This window comes from Hankyongella ginsenosidimutans, from assembly GCF_005144965.1.
GTDB lineage: Bacteria > Pseudomonadota > Alphaproteobacteria > Sphingomonadales > Sphingomonadaceae > Hankyongella > Hankyongella ginsenosidimutans.
Map to the genome: position 1 here is coordinate 2,187,124 of NZ_CP039704.1, position 17,375 is coordinate 2,204,498.

Here is a 17,375-nt window from a genome sequence, read left to right on the forward strand (position 1 = left end):
CTTGCGCCTATTCCGTCTGAAGTGGACAGTCTCAGTGCGCCGCGCCCCAGGTGAGGCCGTCGCCGCACTCGACGACCAGCGGCACAGCGAGCGTGGCTGCCGGCAGCGCGGCCTGCTCCATGATCGGCACGATCGTCGCCTTGGCGGCGGCGACGTCGGCTTCGGGGCATTCGAACACCAGTTCGTCATGCACTTGCAACAGCATGCGCACATGGTCCAGCCGGGCGGCCGAAAGTGCGGCGGGCAGGCGGATCATGGCGCGGCGGATGATGTCGGCGGCCGCACCCTGCAAGGGCGCGTTGATCGCCTGCCGCTCGGCGAAATTGCGCAGCGACGGGTTCTTGTCGTTGATCGTGGCGATATAGGTCCGGCGGCCGAAAATATTGGCGACATAGCCCTGCGTCCGGCACTGGGCGATGGTTTCTTCCATGTAGCGGCGGATGCCGGGAAGCGCTCGAAGTAGCGGTCGATGAACGCCTGCGCTTGCACGCGGCCGATGCCGAGCTGGCGCGCCAGTCCGAACGCCGAGATGCCGTAGATGATCCCGAAGTTGATCGCCTTGGCCTGGCGGCGCACCATCGGGTCCATGCCGGCGATCGGCACCCCGAACACTTCGGAGGCGGTCATGGCGTGAATGTCGACGCCATCCGCGAACGCCTGGCGCAGCACCGGGATGTCCGCCACATGCGCCAGCAGGCGCAGCTCGATCTGGCTGTAGTCGGCGGACAGCAGCCGGTTGCCGGGCTCGGCGACGAAGGCCTCGCGGATCTTGCGGCCCTCCTCGGTGCGGATCGGGATGTTCTGGAGGTTCGGGTCGGTTGAGGACAGTCGCCCGGTCGAGGTCGAGGCCATGGCGTAGCTGGTGTGGACGCGCCCGGTCTGCGGGTTGATCTGCTGCTGCAGGGCGTCCGTGTAGGTGGACTTGAGCTTGGCAAGCTGGCGCCAGTCGAGCACCTTCTGCGCCAGCGCCACCCCGTCGCCGGCCAGCTTCTCCAGCACGTCGGCGTCGGTCGACCAGGCACCGGTCTTGGCGCTTTTCTTGCCGCCTTTCAGGCCCATGCGCTCGAACAGGATTTCGCCGAGCTGCTTGGGGCTGGCGATGTTGAACGGCCCGCCGGCCAGATCGTGGATCTCCGCTTCCATGGCGGCCATGCGCTGGGCGAAGTCGCCGGAAAGGCGCGACAGCGCCGCGCGGTCGACTTTGATGCCATGGCGCTCCATGGTGACCAGGACCGGCACCAGCGGCCGCTCCAGCGTCTCGTAGACGGTCGTGACCTTCTCGCGCCACAGGCGGTTCTTGAGCAGCGCATGCAGGCGCAGGGTGACGTCCGCGTCCTCGGCGGCATAGGCGACCGCGCGCGCAAGCGGCACCTCGGCGAAGCTGATGCGCGCCTTGCCGGTGCCGGTCACGCTGTCGTAGCTGATCGGCGTGTGGCCGAGATGGCGCTCGGCGAGTTCGTCCATGCCGTGGCCGGTGCGGCCGCAATCGAGCGCGTAGGACAGCAGCATGGTGTCATCGAGCGGCGCGATGGCAAGGCCGTAGTTCGCCAGCACCTGGCAATCATACTTCAGGTTCTGGCCGACCTTCAGCACGCCAGGGTGAACGAGCAGCGGCTTCAGCCCGTCCAGCACCATGCTAAGCGGCAGTTGCGGCGGTGTCTCGCCCAGCAGGCCGGAGGTGCGGTGCCAGACCGGAATGTAGCAGGCGCGGTACTGGCCCGGCGCTGGCATTATCGCCAGGCTGACGCCGACCAGCTCGGCGGCAAGCGCGTCGAGGCTGGTGGTCTCGGTATCAACAGCAACCACACCCAGCCGCTCGGCCTCGGCCAGCCACCAGGCCAGGCGGTCCGGCGTGGTCACGCATTCGTAGGCGTCGGTGCGGATCGGGTCCGGGGTGGCGGCACTGCCGGGGCCGCCGGCACATCGCCGAGCTTGGCCTTGAGCGAGCGGAACCCATGCTTGTCGAAGAAGGCGGCCAGCCGGTCCGCTGGCGGCTTGCGGATGGTCAGGGCGTCCAGCGGCTCAGGCAGCGGAACGTCCCGCTTCAAAGTGACGAGCTGCTTGGAGATGCGCGCCAGCGCAGCGTTGGCTTCCAGGTTCTCGCGGCGCTTGGGCTGCTTGATCTCGTCCAGCCGGGCAAGCAGGGTCTCCAGGTCGCCGTAGGTCTGGATCAGCTCGGCAGCGCCTTTGGGGCCGATGCCCGGCACACCCGGCACATTGTCGACGGCATCGCCCATCAGGGCCTGCACTTCGATCACCTTGTCCGGTGGAACGCCGAACTTTTCGATCACGGCGGCCTCGCCGAGCCGGCGGTTGTTCAGGGTGTCCAGCAGTTCGACCCCGGGTTCGACCAGCTGCATCAGGTCCTTGTCGGCAGAGACGATGGTCACCTGCCAGCCCGCCGCGCGCGCGGCCTGTGCATAGCTGGCGATGATGTCGTCCGCCTCGAAGCCCGGCATTTCGATGCACGGCGCATCGAAGGCGCGTACGGCGTCGCGGATCAGCGCGAACTGCGGCCTCAGATCCTCGGGCGGCTCGGGCCGGTTGGCCTTGTAGGCGGGGTAGATAGCGTTGCGGAACGTCTCGCGCCCGGCATCCAGAATCACGGCCAGATGGGTCGGGTGCTCGGCATCGTGCAGGTCGAGGATCAGCTTCCAGACCATGGTAGTGAAGCCGTAGACCGCGTTGACCGGCGTCCCCTGCGGGTCGGTCATCGGCGGCAGCTTGTGGTAGGCGCGGAAGATGTAGCCCGAACCGTCGATCAGGTAGAGGTGCGGGCTGGCGGGGAGGGCATCGCTCATGGGCTGGGTCTAGCAGGCTGTTGAAAAATGTCAGCCACGTGCAGAAGAAAATGTCATGCCGGCGCAAGCCGGGATGGCGGTCCAGCAGGGTTTATTCGGTGATGCAGGATTGCCTCGCCACCGGCGCTTCGGCGAGTACGCGCTCCCATGAAGTGTCATCAATCGCCAGACGCGCCGTCTGGCGTTTGCACTCAGGTGTCGCACGCGCTAGGTTATGACCATGGAAGCGCTGGATCGCATCACTTTCTCCCCTGCCGTGATGGGCGGGAAGCCGTGCATCCGGGGCATGCGCGTCACAGTCGGCATGATCGTCGGCCAGATTGCAGCCGGGCGTTCGATCGAGCAGCTTCTGGATGACTATCCCTATCTTGAGCGGCCCGATATCGAGCAATCCTTGCGCTACGCCGCCTGGCGCGCGGAAGAGCGGGAAATCATGCTGGCACAATAAGTGCGCCAACATGCTGTAATTATTACAAATATATTTCAGGATGCTGAACTGAGTTTTCAGGGGAATGCCGCGCTTTATGCTGCGGGCATGCAGAATGAGATGCCCTCCGTCATTATCGACATGAATCTGCCGCCGTCTTTGGCGGGCTATTTACGTGAGCATGGTATTGACGCCAAGCATTGGTCGGAAATCGGGTATGCCGGTGCCACGGATGATGACGTCATGGCTTATGCGGCGAAATGCAGCGCGATTATCCTGACCTACGATCTCGATTTCGGAGCTATATTGGCCGTATCTGGGCGAAATGGGCCCAGCGTTATACAAATCCGCTCAGGCACCTTGTCCCAAGCGGTCATCGGGCCATCCATCATCCGCATTATGCAGCAATTTGCCCCTGAGCTGAGGTCAGGGGCATTGCTTACAGTCGAACTGGAGCGCCAGCGGGTCAGAATGCTACCGCTCCGCTGAGCGCGAGCATGATCTAGGCGCGGGTGCCGGTCATCTCGAGGGTGCCGAACATGCCGGCCTTGACCGAACCCGTCAGCGTGTCGCCCTCGATGGTGGCTGTGCACTCCAGGGTCATCGGCATGGGCACGCTCATCTGCATGGTCCAGGAGAGGGTGTTGCCGTCGAGGGTGCCGTTTTCCACGTCCATGCTGCCCAGGGTCCCGACGTTGGTGCCGGTGAAGGTGCCGCCGCTGGTGCTGATGGTGAAGACCGATTGCTGCGGACCCATGGGGATTGGGTGGTGCAGTTCCAGGCGCCGTCGATGCTCATGTCTCTCTCCCGATGTTTCGCGCTTGGTCGACGAGAGCGTGCGCCTTGTCAAGCCGGCGTGTGGCGATGCGGCGTTGCGCACAGACGACAGGCCGCGCAGTATGAGCAAGATTTCACTTTCATGACGAAAGATTGCATGATATTCGTGTAATGTTATCTCATAACTGAAAGATTTTCCATGCGATTTTCGCTCCTGGCGCCGGTGCTCTCTTCATCCTGACCACCCATCCGGTTCTTGCGCAGGATCAGCCGCCACTGCTCGACACCATCGTCGTCTCGGCACCGTTCCAGCGCGAGCGTGCCGATATCATCTCCGGCGTCTCCATACTGAGTGCGGACGCCCTGGACAGGGCGCTGAGGCCCTCGCTGGGTGAAACGCTCGCCCACCAGCCGGGCGTCTCTGCGACATCGTTCGGGCCGAATGCCTCGCGCCCGATCCTGCGCGGTTTCCAGGGCGAGCGCATCCGGGTGCTGACAGACGGCATCGGCGCGTTCGATGTCTCCAACACCAGCGTCGACCATGCGGTCATCATCAGCCCGCAGCTTGCGGAACGGATTGAGGTGCTGCGTGGACCGGCGGCGCTGAGCTATGGCGCGAGCGCGGTCGGCGGCGTGGTCAACGTGCTGGAAAAACGCATTCCGCGCGCTGTCCCCGATCATATAGCGCACGTCGATCTGCTCGGGGCTACGGTTCGGCGGCGAATGAGGGCAGCTTCAGCGGCCTCGTCGACGCGCCGCTGGGAGCCGGCTTCGTCGCGCACGTCGACGGCAGCTATTCCGAGACCGGCGATCTGCGCATCGGCGGTCCTGTGCTGACCCGGACCCTGCGTGAGCAGGCGCGCGCCAGCGACGATCCCGAGGTGCAGGCGCTGGCCGACCTGCGCAACCGTCTGCCCAATACCGCCTCGCGCAACTGGTCGGTCGCCGGCGCGCTGGCCTGGATCGGCGACGAAGATGATTTCGGCGTCGCGGTCACGCGACTCAACACGCTCTACGGCGTGCCGGTGCGCTTCGCGATCGCGCCGGGCGAGGAGGCAGAGGAGGTGCGGATCGATGCCGCGCAAACCCGCGTCGATGCGCGGGCCGGCATCAAGCTCGGCGGGCCGTTCGACAAGTTCTCCGCGCGCTTCGGCTTTGCCGACTATGAGCATGCCGAGCTCGAAGATACCGGCGAAGTCGGCACCCGGTTTCTGAGCCGTGGGCTGGAGACCCGGCTGGAGCTGGCGCAGTCGGAAGGATCGTTGCTCGGCGCGAAATGGAAAGGGGCGACGGGCGCGCAGGTGCTGGTGCGCAATTTCAACGTGATTGGCGAGGAAGCGTTTCTGCCGGAAAACAAGACGGTCGGCCTGGGGTTGTTCACGCTGCAGGAGCTGGATTTCGGCAAGTTCAAGGCCGAAGCGTCGCTGCGCTACGAGCATAACCGGATCAGCGCGCGCGTCGACGATTTCCGCGGTGCGCCTGTGGACATCGGCCGCTATTTCAACGGCGTCTCCGGCTCGATCGGCGGCAGCTACGAGGTCGTCGCGGGCTGGCGGGTTGGTGTCAACCTGTCGCGCACAGCGCGCGCGCCGGCGGCGGAGGAACTGCTGCCCAACGGCCCGCACGCCGGCACCCAGGCGTTCGAGATCGGCGATCCGACCCTCGGGCTGGAAAAGGCGCTGGGCGCGGAACTGGTGCTGCGCGGCAGCGGCGAGGGATATCGGTTCGAGAGCTCGTTCTACGTCACCCGCTTCAGCGATTACGTCAACGATGTGCGCACCGGTGATATCGAGGACGGGTTGCCGGTGTTTCAGTATGGTGCGGCCGATGCGCGCTACTATGGGATCGAGGCGCAGGGCGAAGTGGACCTCGCACATGTTCACGGCGTCACGGTCTCGCTGGACGCGCTCGCGGATTATGTGAATGCGCAACTGCTGGATGGTCTGGGGCCGGTGCCGCGCATACCGCCATTCCGTACGCTGGGCGGCGTCACCGCCAAGGCGGCGCGCGCCGAGGGCGGGTCGAGGTGGAGTACAGCGCGCCGCAGCGCCGCACCGCCGTGCTGGAGACGCCGACCGACGGCTTCACCACGGTCAATCTCTCGGCCCTCTATCGTCCGTTCGCCGACGATCCGCGCGTGAGCCTGAATGTGGCAGCCAACAACATCGCCGATGTGACCGCGCGGCGGCATGCCTCCTTCCTCAAGGATTATGCGCCGCTCGCCGGCCGCGACATCCGGGTCAATCTGCGGTTCGAGTGGTAGGGTCAGGCCTCATTCTTAATGAGTCCTGACCCTAGGCCGGAACTCCAGCTGCCATTTCGGTGTGCCGGGCAGGAACGGACGCGGATTGCCCATCAGCCAGTCTTTGTGCCCGGCCAGATAATAGGGGCTCCACGGATAGCCGGACTGGCCGCCCGGCATCTGGAACAGGCCGTCCGCTTCGTGCCCCGGCGAGACCGAGAAGCGCTCGCTTGCGCCATGCTGCGGGCTGTCGACGCGCGGCGTGCCGCCCGAGCCGGGCACGGCGACCGGCTTCGGGTCGGTTAACCAGCCGATCGGCGGCAGGATGGCCGACAGCGGATGGTTGACCTGCGGCTTATTGACCGCCCCCAGGTGTAGCGGGTCACGTCGCCGCCTGCTGCTTTCTCCACGTCTTCGTCCACCTTGCGCAGCGCTGCCGCCAGCACGGCGGGCCAATCGGCGTAGCCCGGCGGCACCAGCCCGGCCGGGCGCTCGGTCAGCAGGCGGCGCACCGGCCCTTCGGCCTGGTTGCTGGCCCCGGAGCGGTTGGATTTGTCCTCCTGCTCGCCGAGGTAGGCGTTGTAGATCAGCGCGATGGTTCTGCTGCGGAACGTGTTGACGAGCCGGAAGCCGACGGAGGCAGGGTCCGCCTGGCCCTGCCAGTTCTCGACCGGTGCGCGCAGCGCCGAGTCCTGGGCAGGGCGGCAAGCATCTGCGCCTGCCAGAAGCGGTTGCGGTCGTTCCGGACGTCGAGCTGGATCGAGAGCATGTCCTTCGGCGTGAAGTCGCCGTTCTTCTGGAACAGGCGCTTGCGGATGCGCTCGGCGCGGGCACCGTTGTCATAACCGCCGTAGCCGAGCCTTGCATAGGCATCGCCGCCGACCGTCCGGGTATTCGCGGTCCAGATGCGCGCCTGGCGGACCACCGGCACCTGGTCGGGTGGCAGTGTGCCGCTCCAGCCCCGGCTGCCGTCGGCCCAGCTGCTGGGGCGACGGCCATCCATGCCGAAGCGCGCGGGCACCCTGCCGATGATCGTCCAGGCGATGGCACCGCTGCTGTCGCCGACGATGAAATTCTGCTGCGGCATGCCGATCTGGTGCGCCAGCGCCAGCGCCGCGTCGACGCTGCCGGCGCGCATCAGCCGCAGGATGCCGCCCGGCGTCACGGCACCCGCGTCGTGCGCGGACCAGCGCATCGCCACCTTGCGGCCATCCTCATCCGCGATTACCGGCCCCAGAGCGTCTCCTTGAGGAGCAGGGGCTTGCAGAAGATGCGGGCGCAGATTTCCAGCTTCAATGTCTGGATCGGCTTGGGGCCGCGCGGCGTCTTGTAGGTGTCGTTCTGGCCCTCCTCAAGCAGGACGGCGTCGGAGGTGTCGATGTAGCTGTTGGTGAAGCCCCAGGCGATGTGGCCGTTGCTGCCCGCCACCATGAACGGTGCGCCGGGCAGGGTGACCCCGGTGATGTCGAGCGCCGGCAGGCCTGCCTCGGCGGGCGCGATCATCCGGGCGCGGTACCAGATACCGGGGTGCTGAGGCCCAGGTGCATGTCGTTGGCGACCAGCGCAGCGCCGCTGCTGCTCAGCGACCCGTCGACCGCCCAGGCATTGCTGCCGTTGGGGCCTCGGCCGGGTCCTGCAGCGGTGCCTGGACGGCAGGGCCGGCGCGGCTGGACTGGATGCTCTCCGGCATCGGCGGCTCGGGCAGCAGGCTGCCGTCGATTGCTGAATCAAGCGCGGTTCCCGCCGGGAACAGGAATTCGGTCATCGCGGCCCCGAGCTTGCGCGCGGCGGCGGCAATCTTCAGTTCGTCCGTTGGCGCGACGCCTTGCAGGTCGAAGTACATGGCATAGGCGGTGAGCAAACTATCCTCGGCCAGCCAGGGTTCCGGCTTGGCCAGCAGCGCTGCATATTCGAACGGCGCGGACCCCAGGGCGCGAAGCCCGCTGTTCACGCCGGCAACATAGGCGTCGAGTACTGCGCGCTCCCAAGGGGTCATGCGGCCAAGCTCTGCACGCGCGCGGTCGCGGAACCGGTGGACGCGCAGCTTGCGGTCGATGTCGAGCGTCGGCGGGCCGAGCAGTTCGCTCAATTCGCCAGCACCCACGCGGCGCAGCTGGTCCATCTGGAAGAACCGTTCCTGTGCGTGCAGGTAGCCGATTGCGTAGGCGAGGTCGGCCTGCGAACCGGCGGTCAGCGTCGGTACGCCCTCTGCATCGCGCGCGACCGAGACGGGCGCTGAGACTTGGGCGGCGATCTGCCCCTCGAGCCGTGGCGCGCTGGCGCGCAGCGCCAACATCACATGCAGGGTCTGGGCGAGGATGGCGACGAGGATCAGCGCCACCAGGGCGAGCGGGATGTGATACCAGCGCAGACGTCTCATGATGGCGGCGGTTCCGTATGATGACCAATGCGTATAGGCTGGCTTGAAACGCCACGCTTCTCAAGCCCGGATTCCCGATGCAGCCGATTCTGACCGCCGACCGGATGCGCGCGCTGGAGCAGCAGCGCTTCGCCCGGGGTCTGTCCAGTCTTGCAGCCATGGAGGCGGCAGGGCTGGCGGTGGCGCAGATCTGCGCTGAACGCCTCGTGCCCGGCACGGCACTGGTGCTGTGCGGCCCGGGCAACAACGGCGGCGATGGCTTTGTCTGCGCCCGGCATCTGCAGGAAATCGGCTGGGATGTGACGGTTGCAACCTGGTCCGACCCCGCCGTGATGCGCGGCGACGCCGCCGCCATGCGCGACCGCTGGAGCGGGCGCACGCTGCCGATCACGGCGCTTGGCGGCGATGCCGGCTACGGTCTGGTGGTTGATGCCCTGTTCGGCATCGGCCTTAGCAGACCGCTGAACCCTTCGGGAAGCTGCGGGCGATCGCCGCGCGGGCGCGCCTGCGCATCGCGGTCGATGTGCCAAGCGGGCTGAACGCCGACACTGGCGCATGGGACCCGCTGTTTCCCAGCGATGTGACGGTGACCTTCGGCGCCAGAAACCGGGGCACCTGCTGTTGCCGGGCCGGCTGGCCTGCGGGGAGGTGCTGGTCGCCGGGATCGGCCTTGAGCCGGAGACGGCAAACCTGTTCGAGACGGCACCGCCGCTGTTGCCCGAGGGGCGGCTCGATTGGCACAAATATGCGCGCGGCGCGGTTCTCGCTGTCTCTGGCGGCATGACCTCGACCGGTGCTGCGCGGCTGGCGGCGCGGGCGGCGCTGCGGATCGGGGCGGGTGTCGTGACCCTGCTCAGCCCGCCCGATGCGGCGATGGTCAATGCCTGCCACCTGAGCGCGATCATGCTGAAGGTGGTGCGTGATACCGCCGAGGCAATCGACGCCGCCCGGGACGCACGCGTGCGTGCCGTCGTCTTGGGGCCGGGGCTGGGTGTGAGGGCGGCCACGGCGGAGCTGGTGCTGGCCCTGCTCGGCACGGGCACGCCGCTGGTACTGGATGCAGACGCCCTGACCAGCTTCGCCGGGCGCCAGCGCGGCTGTTCCAGGCGCTCGCCGGGTGCGCCGCCGGCGCGGTGCTGACACCCCATGAAGGCGAGTTCGCGCGGCTGTTCCCGGACCTCGCCGGCGACAAGCTGAGCCGAGCGCAGGCAGCGGCCGCACGCGCACAGGCGACTGTGCTGCTGAAAGGCGCGGACAGCGTCATCGCCGCACCGGATGGCCGCGCTGCGATCAATGGCCATGCAGCGCCCTGGCTGGCGACTGCCGGCTCCGGGGACGTGCTGGCCGGCATGATCGCCGGACTGATGGCGCAGGGCCTGCCGGCATGGGATGCGGCGTGCGCTGCGAGCTGGCTGCATGGCGAGGCCGGTATCCGCGGCGGGCGCGGTCTGATCGCCGAGGACTTGCCGGAACTGTTGCCGGCCATCCTGCAAAGCCTGCCCGCGCGATGAACCCCGGCTGCGCGACGAAAGCTGCATTTGACAGGCGTTCGCAAACAATCCATATAGATTATGCAAACGGCTCGCATAAGCAACGAAGGATGAGTCCTTACGATGATCGTATGTTTCTGCAATGACTTGCGGGAGACGGATGTTCGTACTGCAGTGCGCACGACAGCCGGCCGTTCGGTCGAATCGGTCTATGCGAGCCTTGGCTGCCAGCTCCAGTGCGGCCAGTGCGCCTGCTATGCGCAGGAGCTGATCGATACCGAACAGAGCGCCCTTGTCCCTGCCGAATAACCTGCAGGTTGCCGCGCCGCACACATGGCGCTACCTGATTGCAACGACACCACTTCACAGGGGCCGCAATGCAGGGCGACAAGACGGTCATCGAGCATCTCAACAAGATTCTGCGCAACGAGCTGACGGCGATCAACCAGTATTTCCTGCATGCCCGCATGCTGGATAACTGGGGCTGAAGCGGCTCGGCAAATATGAATACCACGAGTCGATCGACGAGATGAAGCACGCCGACCGGCTGATCGAGCGTATCCTGTTTCTGGAAGGCCTGCCGAACCTGCAGGCGCTGAACCGCCTGCGCATCGGCGAGACGGTCCCGGAACTGCTGCAGGCGGACCTTGATCTGGAACATGACGCCATCCCGGACCTGCGCGAGGCGATCGCTTACTGTGAAACCGTGCGCGACTATGTGACCCGCGAACTGCTCGAGGACATCCTGGAGTCCGAGGAAGAACACGTGGATTTCCTTGAGACCCAGATTGCTCTGATCGACAAGGTCGGCCTGCAGAATTACCTGCAGAGCCAGATGGAACCGCTCAGCGACAGCTAGACCCTCGTGTCCTTCTCGCATCTGAAATCCTGCCGCGCCTGATATCGGGTGTAACGGATTTCAGAGTCGGGGCACCGCCTCATGCAGGCGGATGCGGATTTGCTTGAGCCTGAATGAGAAAACAGGCCCGACTCAATGCTGTAGACTTTTCCCTCCCGCCGAGCGGGAGGGAGATTTGCGTCAACCGGATGTCATCAGTCTTTAGCAGGTTGCTGAAAAGTGATTTCCTGCACTCCAAACGCACAGCCGTCACCCCGGCGAAGGCCGGGGTCCATGGCCAACACCTTATATTCGTTGTATATATATGCTCCCATGGATTCCGGCTGGAGTTTATCCCCGTCAGGGGCCGGAATGACGAAATGGAGCTGTATAATTCCACTTTTCAACAGCCTGTTAGAACGGTCGATCTGACAGTATCAGATCGGCCGTTCTATCCTTTGTGTTGCCGCGATTTTTTAACAGGCAGATGAGACCATCCGCTTGGACATCGCTCTAGCGGTCGCCACGCGAGCCGGCCGGGCCACGATGGGCTGGGCGTGGTGCGCCGCCGGCGCGATGCGGCGCGCTCTTGCGGAACGGACGGTCGCCATAGCTGCGCTCACCTTGCGGGCGGTCGCCACGCGGACGATCGCCGAAGCTGCGCTCACCCTGCGGACGGTCGCCGCGCGGACGATCACCGAAGCTGCGCTCGCCCTGCGGACGGTCGCCGCGCGGACGATCACCGAAGCTGCGCTCGCCCTGCGGACGGTCGCCGCGCGGACGGTCGCCGAAGCTGCGCTCGCCTTGCGGGCGGTCGCCACGCGGACGGTCGCCGAAGCTGCGCTCGCCCTGCGGGCGGTCGCCACGCGGACGGTCACCGAAGCTGCGCTCGCCCTGCGGACGGTCGCCACGCGGACGGTCCCCGAAGCTGCGCTCGCCTTGCGGACGGTCGCCGCGCGGACGGTCACCGAAGCTGCGCTCACCCTGCGGGCGGTCGCCACGCGGACGGTCGCCGAAGCTGCGCTCACCCTGCGGGCGGTCGCCACGCGGACGGTCGCCGAAGCCGCGCTCGCCCTGCGGGCGGTCGCCACGCGGACGGTCGCCGAAGCTGCGCTCGCCCTGCGGACGCCTGCCGCGCGGACCGTCACCGAATGAACGCTCGGCGCGGGGCTCCGGCTGCGGTTTCGGCTTTACAGCCTTCACCTGCGCGACTGCTGCGAGGAAATTCTCCGGCAGCGGTTCGACTGCGATCTTGATGCGGGTCAGGCGCTCGATGTCGCGCAGGTAGCTGCGCTCATCGTCCGCCACGAACGAGATGGCCCGGCCATCCGCCCCGGCGCGCGCCGTGCGGCCGATCCGGTGCACATATTGCTCCGGCACGTTGGGAACCTCGAAGTTGACCACATGGCTGACGCCGTCGATGTCGATGCCGCGTGCGGCGATGTCGGTTGCCACCAGCACCCGGCAGCGGCCCGAACGGAACAGCTCCAGCGCACGCTCGCGCTGCACCTGGCTCTTGTTGCCGTGGATGGCGACCGAGCGGATATCCATGGCCTCGAGGTGGCGCACCACCCGGTCGGCACCGTGCTTGGTGCGGGTGAACACCAGGGCGCGGTCGATTTCCGGGTCACCGAGCACCAGCGTCAGCAGCGCCTGCTTTTCCGCCTGGTTGACGAAGGTGACCGACTGCGCGACGCGCTCTGCCGTGGTTGCAGCCGGCGTGATCGCGACCTTGGCCGGGTCGGTCAGGTAGCGGCTGGCGAGTTCCGCGATGGCCGTCGGCATGGTCGCCGAAAAGAACAGGGTCTGACGCTCGGCCGGCAGCAGCGGCACGATGCGCTTCAAGGCATGGATGAAGCCAAGGTCCAGCATCTGGTCGGCTTCGTCAAGCACCAGCACTTCGACCTTGGACAGGGTGATGGCGCGCTGCTCGATCAGGTCGATCAGGCGGCCCGGCGTTGCAACCAGCACATCCGCGCCGCGTTCCATCTGGCGGATTTGCCGGTTGATCGGCACGCCGCCGAACACGGTGCCGACATGCAGGCGCAATTGCGCGCCATAGGTGCGGAACGACTCCGCAATCTGGCTGGCGAGCTCGCGGGTCGGTGCCAGCACCAGAACGCGTGCGCTGTGGCGCGGCGTCGGGGCCGGGTTGAGCGCCAGCCGGTGCAGGATCGGCAGCGCGAATGCAGCGGTCTTGCCGGTGCCGGTCTGGGCAATGCCCAGCAGGTCACGGCCTTCCATCACATGGGGAATGGCCTGCGCCTGGATCGGCGTCGGCGTGACGTAGCCTTCCTGGGCGAGGGCAGCCGCGATCGGGGCGGCGAGGTTGAGCGAAGCGAAATCGGTCACGGGGAATCTTTCAAAATGAGAGGCAGGCCCGCACAGACCTCTGTGCAGGCGGTAAGACGACCCGCGTGAAAAGGGGCGTTGGGGAGCAAGCGTCCGAAGCGGTGGGCTCAAGTGCGGGTGCGTCCCGCGCGTGCTTCACGCTGCCCAACTCAAGCGCGGACGTGGTCCACACTGACGATGTGCGGGCCTATGCCGGAGATGGCCGCAAATGTCAAATGGTTGAGAGGCACCCGGGCCGGACATGGTGCACAGGGTGTGCCGGTGCACCGATTTTCGCAGCCGCGACACGGACGCTTGTCAGGCGTCATGAATTACAATACTGGTGAGTTTTGAAAGAGGGCCGCCCGCGGGACGACCCGGCACCTCACAATTCTTCGTACGTCTGCCATCCGGAAGGTCCCTCTTGGCCATGAACGACCAATCCGAACAGACCAGCATCAAGCAGGCGCAGCGCAGCGCTGCGCGCAAACGCTTGCTCGGGGCGCTGGCGGTTGTGCTGCTGGCGGCCGCGCTCGGATACGGCGTCTGGTGGTGGCTGGTCGGCTCGCGCGAAGTCTCGACCGACAACGCCTATGTTGGGGCGATGTGGCGCAGATCACGCCGCTGGTCGCGGCAGCCGTGCGGGACGTGCGGGTGGGCGACACCCAGGCGGTCAAGCGCGGCGACGTGCTGGTCGTGCTGGACGACACCGACCAGCGCCTCGCGGTCGCGACCGCCAGGGCAGAGCTGGACCGGGCGATCCGCCGGGTGCGCGGCTACCGCGCGACCGACCGCGCGCTTGCTGCACAGGCATCGGCGCAGCGGCTGGCGGTGGCGTCGGCGCGCGCTGGTGTCAGCCAGGCGCAGGCGACGCTCGAGCGCGCCCGGCTGGACTATGAACGCCGCAAGGGGCTGGCCGGTTCCGGCGCGGTGTCGGACGAGGAAATCTCGACCGCGCGCGCAGCCTACACAGTCGCGCGCAGCGATCTGCAAGCCGCGCAAGCCCGGCTGGCGCAGGCGGAGGCCGACGTCGGCGCGGCAGCCGGTTCTCTGGCCGCCAATCAGACTCTGACCGACGGTGCAGACATCCAGAACAACCCGGAAGTTGCCGCCGCGCGCGCCAGGCTGCATATGGCGGAAGTGGACCTGTCCCGCACGGTGCTGCGTGCGCCGTTCGACGGCGTGGTGGCGCAGCGCAAGGTGCAGATCGGCCAGCGCGCGCAGATTGGCACCGCGCTGATGTCGGTGGTGCCGGTCGACAGGCTCTACGTCGACGCCAATTTCAAGGAAGTGCAGCTGGCGCATGTCCATGCCGGGCAACCGGTCACGCTGGTCTCCGATCTGTACGGCGACGATGTGGTCTACCACGGCACGGTCGTCGGCCGGGGCGGCGGCACCGGCTCGGCCTTCGCCATCATCCCGGCGCAGAACGCGACGGGCAACTGGATCAAGGTGGTGCAGCGGGTGCCGATCCGCATTGCGCTCGACCCCAAGGAGCTGGCCGAACATCCGCTGCTGATCGGCCTGTCCATGACCGTCAGCATCGACATCGAGCGCTGATCCGTGGCGACGGCCGTCGAGGGTGCGCCGCAGCCGCTGACCGGGAGCAAGCTGGTCCTGACCGGCTTCATGCTGGCGCTCGCCAATTTCATGGTCGTGCTCGATCTGACCATCGCCAACGTTTCCGTACCGCATATCGCAGGCGGGCTGGCGGTATCGCCGAGTCAGGGACTTGGGTCATCACGTCCTATGCCGTCGCCGAGGCGATCTGCGTGCCGCTGTCCGGGTGGCTGGCCCAGCGGTTCGGCCCGGCGCGGGTGTTCACCGTCGCCATGCTGATGTTTGCGTTCTGGTCGGCCATGTGCGGCCTGGCCGACAGCCTGGGCATGCTGGTGGTCTGCCGGATTCTGCAGGGTTTTCCGGCGGGCCGATGATCCCGCTCTCGCAGACCCTGCTGCTGCGCGTGTTCCCCAAGGAAAGCAGTCGGCGGCCATCGGCCTGTGGGCGATGACCACCGTCGTCGCGCCGATCGCCGGGCCGGTGCTGGGCGGCACCATCTGCGACCTCTACGGCTGGGAGTGGATTTTCTACATCAACGTGCCGATCGCCGTGCCGTGCGCGCTTGCGGTCTGGGCGGCCATTGGCAGCACCGACGACAAGCCGGTCAAGCGGCGCGTCGACGTGATCGGGCTTGGACTGCTGATCGTCTGGGTCGGAGCCATGCAGATCATGCTCGACAAGGGCAAGGAGCTGGACTGGTTCGCCTCGCCGGTCATTGTGACGCTGGCGATCATCGCCGCGATCGGGTTCCTGGTGTTTCTGATCTGGGAGCTGACGGAGGCCGAGCCCATCGTCAACCTGCGGGTGTTCCGCCACCGGGGTTTTGCGATCGGGTCCTGGACGGTCTCGCTCGGCTTCGGCGCCTATTTCGCCAGCATCGTGCTCATCCCGCTGTGGCTGCAGACCAACGAGGGCTACACCGCCACCTGGGCCGGCTACGCCATGGCGTTCAACGGCATGCTTGCGGTGGTGTTCTCGCCCATTGTCGCCCGGCTGACCACGAAGTTCGACTCCAGGCGGCTGGTGGCGTTCGGATTGTGCATGGTCACCACGATCTCGCTGTGGCGGATGGCCGGCTTCAACACCGGTGTCACCTTCTGGGATGTAGCCATGCCGAACCTCATCCAGGGCATCGCCGTGCCGTTCTTCTTCGTGCCGCTGACCGGGCTGATTCTGTCTTCGGTCGACCCGGAAGAGACGGCATCCGCCGCCGGCCTCAGCAACTTCATGCGCACGACCGCCGGCGCCTTTGCAACCTCGCTGGTGACGACCGGCTGGGAAGATGCAACCGAAGACGCGCGCACCCAGCTTGCCGGTCTGGTGCAGGACGGGGCTAGTCTGGTTGACCGCCTGTCAGCATCCGGCATGACCGCGCTTCAAGCCACCCGTCAGTTGGATCTGCTGGTCAATGCGCAGGCCGTACAGATCGCCACCAACCGCATGTTCGGCTACTCCGCCGCCGTCCTGCTGCTGGGCGCGATCGCCATCTCCCTGGCACCCAAGCCGAAGCGCGTGGTCCAGCCCGGTGGCGGGCATTAGACCGTGTTCACGCCATCGGTTGAAGCGCGCACGCTTCAACCTCAACCGATCACGAGTGCGACCGGGCGCAGCACTGGGGAAAATCAGTGTGAGTTCGCCGCGTAGCTCTTGTGTGCGTACTGGGTTTGCAGCAGTCTCCCCGGCGATAAGGGGAAGGAGGACGCATGGCCTACGCAATCGACCTCACAGGCAAGCGCGCGCTAGTGACCGGCGCATCCAGCGGTTTTGGCCGGCACTTTGCGCAGGTGCTGGCGGCGACCGGCGCTGCCGTTGTTGTCGGGGCGCGTCGCACCGACCGGCTGGAGGATCTTGTTGAGGCGATCCGCGCGCGCGGCGGCGACGCGCAGGCCGTCCCGATGGATGTGACCGATGCCGACAGCATCGCCGCTGCGTTCGCAGCGGCCGGCCTGGTGGATATCGTCGTGAACAACGCTGGCGTCGGCGGCGCCAAACCGCTGATCGAGACGACGGCTGTGGATTACGACGCGGTGATCGACACCAACCTGCGCGGCGCGTTTCTGGTTGCAGTCGCCGCGGGGCGGGCGATGCAGCAGCACGGGCGCGGCGGCGCGATCGTCAACATCGCCTCCATCCTCGGATTGCGGGTGGCCCCTATTTCGGACCCTACTGCATTTCCAAGGCGGGCGTCGTGCACATGACCGCGCAGATGGCGCTTGAGCTTGCGCCGTGGAACATCCGGGTGAACGCGATCGCGCCGGGCTATTTCATCACCGAGATGACGGAGGGTTATCTGACCAGCGAGCAGGGCAGGCAGGTGACCAAGCGCATCCCGCTTGGCCGGTTTGGCGAGTACGCGGACCTGGATGCGCCGCTGCTGATGCTGGCGTCCGATGCCGGGCGGCACATCACGGGGTCACAATCCCGGTCGATGGCGGTCACCAGCTCGGCGGCCTGTAATCGATCTCGAAGTTCGCACGAGCCAGATATCACAGCGTAGCGAACTTCGATTCCACGACACTAGCGCGAAAG

General features: G+C 66.5%; 15 protein-coding genes and 6 pseudogenes. 14 read left to right on the top strand and 7 right to left on the bottom strand.

The features are described 5' to 3' along the window. Positions 1 to 31: 31 nt before the first annotated feature. Positions 32 to 2,801, bottom strand: a pseudogene (gene polA / locus E6W36_RS23590) (DNA polymerase I). 220 nt (positions 2,802 to 3,021) lie between these two features. Here polA and E6W36_RS12885 point away from each other — a divergent pair. Then, positions 3,022 to 3,249: a DUF433 domain-containing protein gene (locus tag E6W36_RS12885; protein ID WP_222872849.1), complete on the top strand. Its 228-nt coding sequence runs from the start codon at positions 3,022 to 3,024 to the stop codon at positions 3,247 to 3,249. Further along, positions 3,250 to 3,717 (top strand): DUF5615 family PIN-like protein, encoded by a 468-nt coding sequence (locus E6W36_RS12890; protein ID WP_222872850.1) that lies wholly within the window; start codon positions 3,250 to 3,252, stop codon positions 3,715 to 3,717. A 13-nt stretch (positions 3,718 to 3,730) separates the two neighbouring features. On the opposite strand, the gene E6W36_RS12895 is transcribed toward E6W36_RS12890, so the two are convergent. Further along, positions 3,731 to 3,985 (bottom strand): hypothetical protein, encoded by a 255-nt coding sequence (locus E6W36_RS12895; protein ID WP_222872851.1) that lies wholly within the window; start codon positions 3,983 to 3,985, stop codon positions 3,731 to 3,733. 395 nt (positions 3,986 to 4,380) lie between these two features. Here E6W36_RS12895 and E6W36_RS20860 point away from each other — a divergent pair, with 395 nt between their 5' ends. The 3 genes from E6W36_RS20860 to E6W36_RS22270 are packed head-to-tail and all read left to right on the top strand — an operon-like array spanning position 4,381 to position 6,268. After that, positions 4,381 to 4,842, top strand: coding sequence for a TonB-dependent receptor plug domain-containing protein (locus E6W36_RS20860; protein ID WP_281277547.1), 462 nt, complete (start codon positions 4,381 to 4,383; stop codon positions 4,840 to 4,842). Further along, complete coding sequence (locus tag E6W36_RS20865) at positions 4,836 to 6,146, top strand: TonB-dependent receptor domain-containing protein (RefSeq protein ID WP_222872852.1); 1,311 nt, start codon at positions 4,836 to 4,838, stop codon at positions 6,144 to 6,146. Before E6W36_RS20860 ends, E6W36_RS20865 begins: the two co-directional genes overlap by 7 nt. Next, the gene (locus tag E6W36_RS22270; RefSeq protein WP_342776675.1) at positions 6,143 to 6,268 is read left to right on the top strand and encodes a hypothetical protein; all 126 of its coding nucleotides are present in this window, start codon (positions 6,143 to 6,145) and stop codon (positions 6,266 to 6,268) included. The genes E6W36_RS20865 and E6W36_RS22270 overlap by 4 nt, the downstream gene beginning before the upstream one ends. Before the next feature lie 15 nt (positions 6,269 to 6,283). Here E6W36_RS22270 and E6W36_RS12915 read toward each other — a convergent pair whose 3' ends face one another. The 4 genes and pseudogenes from E6W36_RS12915 to E6W36_RS12930 form a co-directional block, all read right to left on the bottom strand. Beyond that, positions 6,284 to 6,703, bottom strand: coding sequence for a penicillin acylase family protein (locus tag E6W36_RS12915; protein ID WP_222872854.1), 420 nt, complete (start codon positions 6,701 to 6,703; stop codon positions 6,284 to 6,286). Between the two features lie 130 nt (positions 6,704 to 6,833). Beyond that, the gene (locus tag E6W36_RS12920) at positions 6,834 to 7,442 is read right to left on the bottom strand and encodes a penicillin acylase family protein (RefSeq protein ID WP_281277548.1); all 609 of its coding nucleotides are present in this window, start codon (positions 7,440 to 7,442) and stop codon (positions 6,834 to 6,836) included. A 29-nt stretch (positions 7,443 to 7,471) separates the two neighbouring features. Continuing rightward, positions 7,472 to 7,836, bottom strand: a pseudogene (locus tag E6W36_RS20875) (penicillin acylase family protein); the annotation flags it as partial. After that, positions 7,827 to 8,627 (bottom strand): penicillin acylase family protein, encoded by an 801-nt coding sequence (locus E6W36_RS12930; protein WP_222872857.1) that lies wholly within the window; start codon positions 8,625 to 8,627, stop codon positions 7,827 to 7,829. The pseudogene E6W36_RS20875 and the gene E6W36_RS12930, both read right to left, overlap by 10 nt. 77 nt (positions 8,628 to 8,704) lie before the next feature. On the opposite strand from E6W36_RS12930, the gene E6W36_RS20880 reads away from it, so the two are divergent. The 5 genes and pseudogenes from E6W36_RS20880 (at position 8,705) to bfr (ending at position 10,976) form a co-directional block, all read left to right on the top strand. Beyond that, complete coding sequence (locus tag E6W36_RS20880; RefSeq protein WP_281277333.1) at positions 8,705 to 9,166, top strand: NAD(P)H-hydrate epimerase; 462 nt, start codon at positions 8,705 to 8,707, stop codon at positions 9,164 to 9,166. An 82-nt stretch (positions 9,167 to 9,248) separates the two neighbouring features. After that, positions 9,249 to 9,767, top strand: coding sequence for an NAD(P)H-hydrate dehydratase (locus tag E6W36_RS20885; protein WP_281277334.1), 519 nt, complete (start codon positions 9,249 to 9,251; stop codon positions 9,765 to 9,767). Beyond that, entirely contained in the window at positions 9,761 to 10,138 is a 378-nt protein-coding gene (locus tag E6W36_RS20890; RefSeq protein WP_281277335.1) for an ADP-dependent NAD(P)H-hydrate dehydratase, read from the top strand. Before E6W36_RS20885 ends, E6W36_RS20890 begins: the two co-directional genes overlap by 7 nt. A 102-nt stretch (positions 10,139 to 10,240) precedes the next feature. After that, positions 10,241 to 10,426: a (2Fe-2S)-binding protein gene (locus E6W36_RS12940; protein WP_222872858.1), complete on the top strand. Its 186-nt coding sequence runs from the start codon at positions 10,241 to 10,243 to the stop codon at positions 10,424 to 10,426. A 68-nt stretch (positions 10,427 to 10,494) separates the two neighbouring features. Beyond that, positions 10,495 to 10,976 (top strand): annotated as a pseudogene (gene bfr, locus E6W36_RS12945) (bacterioferritin). 915 nt (positions 10,977 to 11,891) lie between these two features. On the opposite strand, the pseudogene E6W36_RS12950 reads toward bfr, so the two are convergent. Then, a pseudogene (locus tag E6W36_RS12950) lies at positions 11,892 to 13,307 on the bottom strand (DEAD/DEAH box helicase); the annotation flags it as partial. 585 nt (positions 13,308 to 13,892) lie between these two features. On the opposite strand from E6W36_RS12950, the gene E6W36_RS12955 reads away from it, so the two are divergent. From E6W36_RS12955 to E6W36_RS12965, 4 genes and pseudogenes are all read left to right on the top strand, one after another. Next, positions 13,893 to 14,846 carry an HlyD family secretion protein gene (locus E6W36_RS12955; protein WP_342776676.1) on the top strand — a complete coding sequence of 318 codons (954 nt, stop codon included), beginning with the start codon at positions 13,893 to 13,895 and terminating at the stop codon, positions 14,844 to 14,846. Positions 14,847 to 14,849: 3 nt separating this feature from the next. Then, positions 14,850 to 15,125, top strand: coding sequence for a hypothetical protein (locus tag E6W36_RS19325; RefSeq protein WP_246047703.1), 276 nt, complete (start codon positions 14,850 to 14,852; stop codon positions 15,123 to 15,125). Further along, a pseudogene (locus E6W36_RS12960) lies at positions 15,036 to 16,385 on the top strand (DHA2 family efflux MFS transporter permease subunit); the annotation flags it as partial. The gene E6W36_RS19325 and the pseudogene E6W36_RS12960, both read left to right, overlap by 90 nt. A 164-nt stretch (positions 16,386 to 16,549) precedes the next feature. Continuing rightward, positions 16,550 to 17,343: pseudogene (locus E6W36_RS12965) on the top strand (SDR family oxidoreductase). The last annotated feature ends 32 nt before the right edge of the window (positions 17,344 to 17,375 follow it).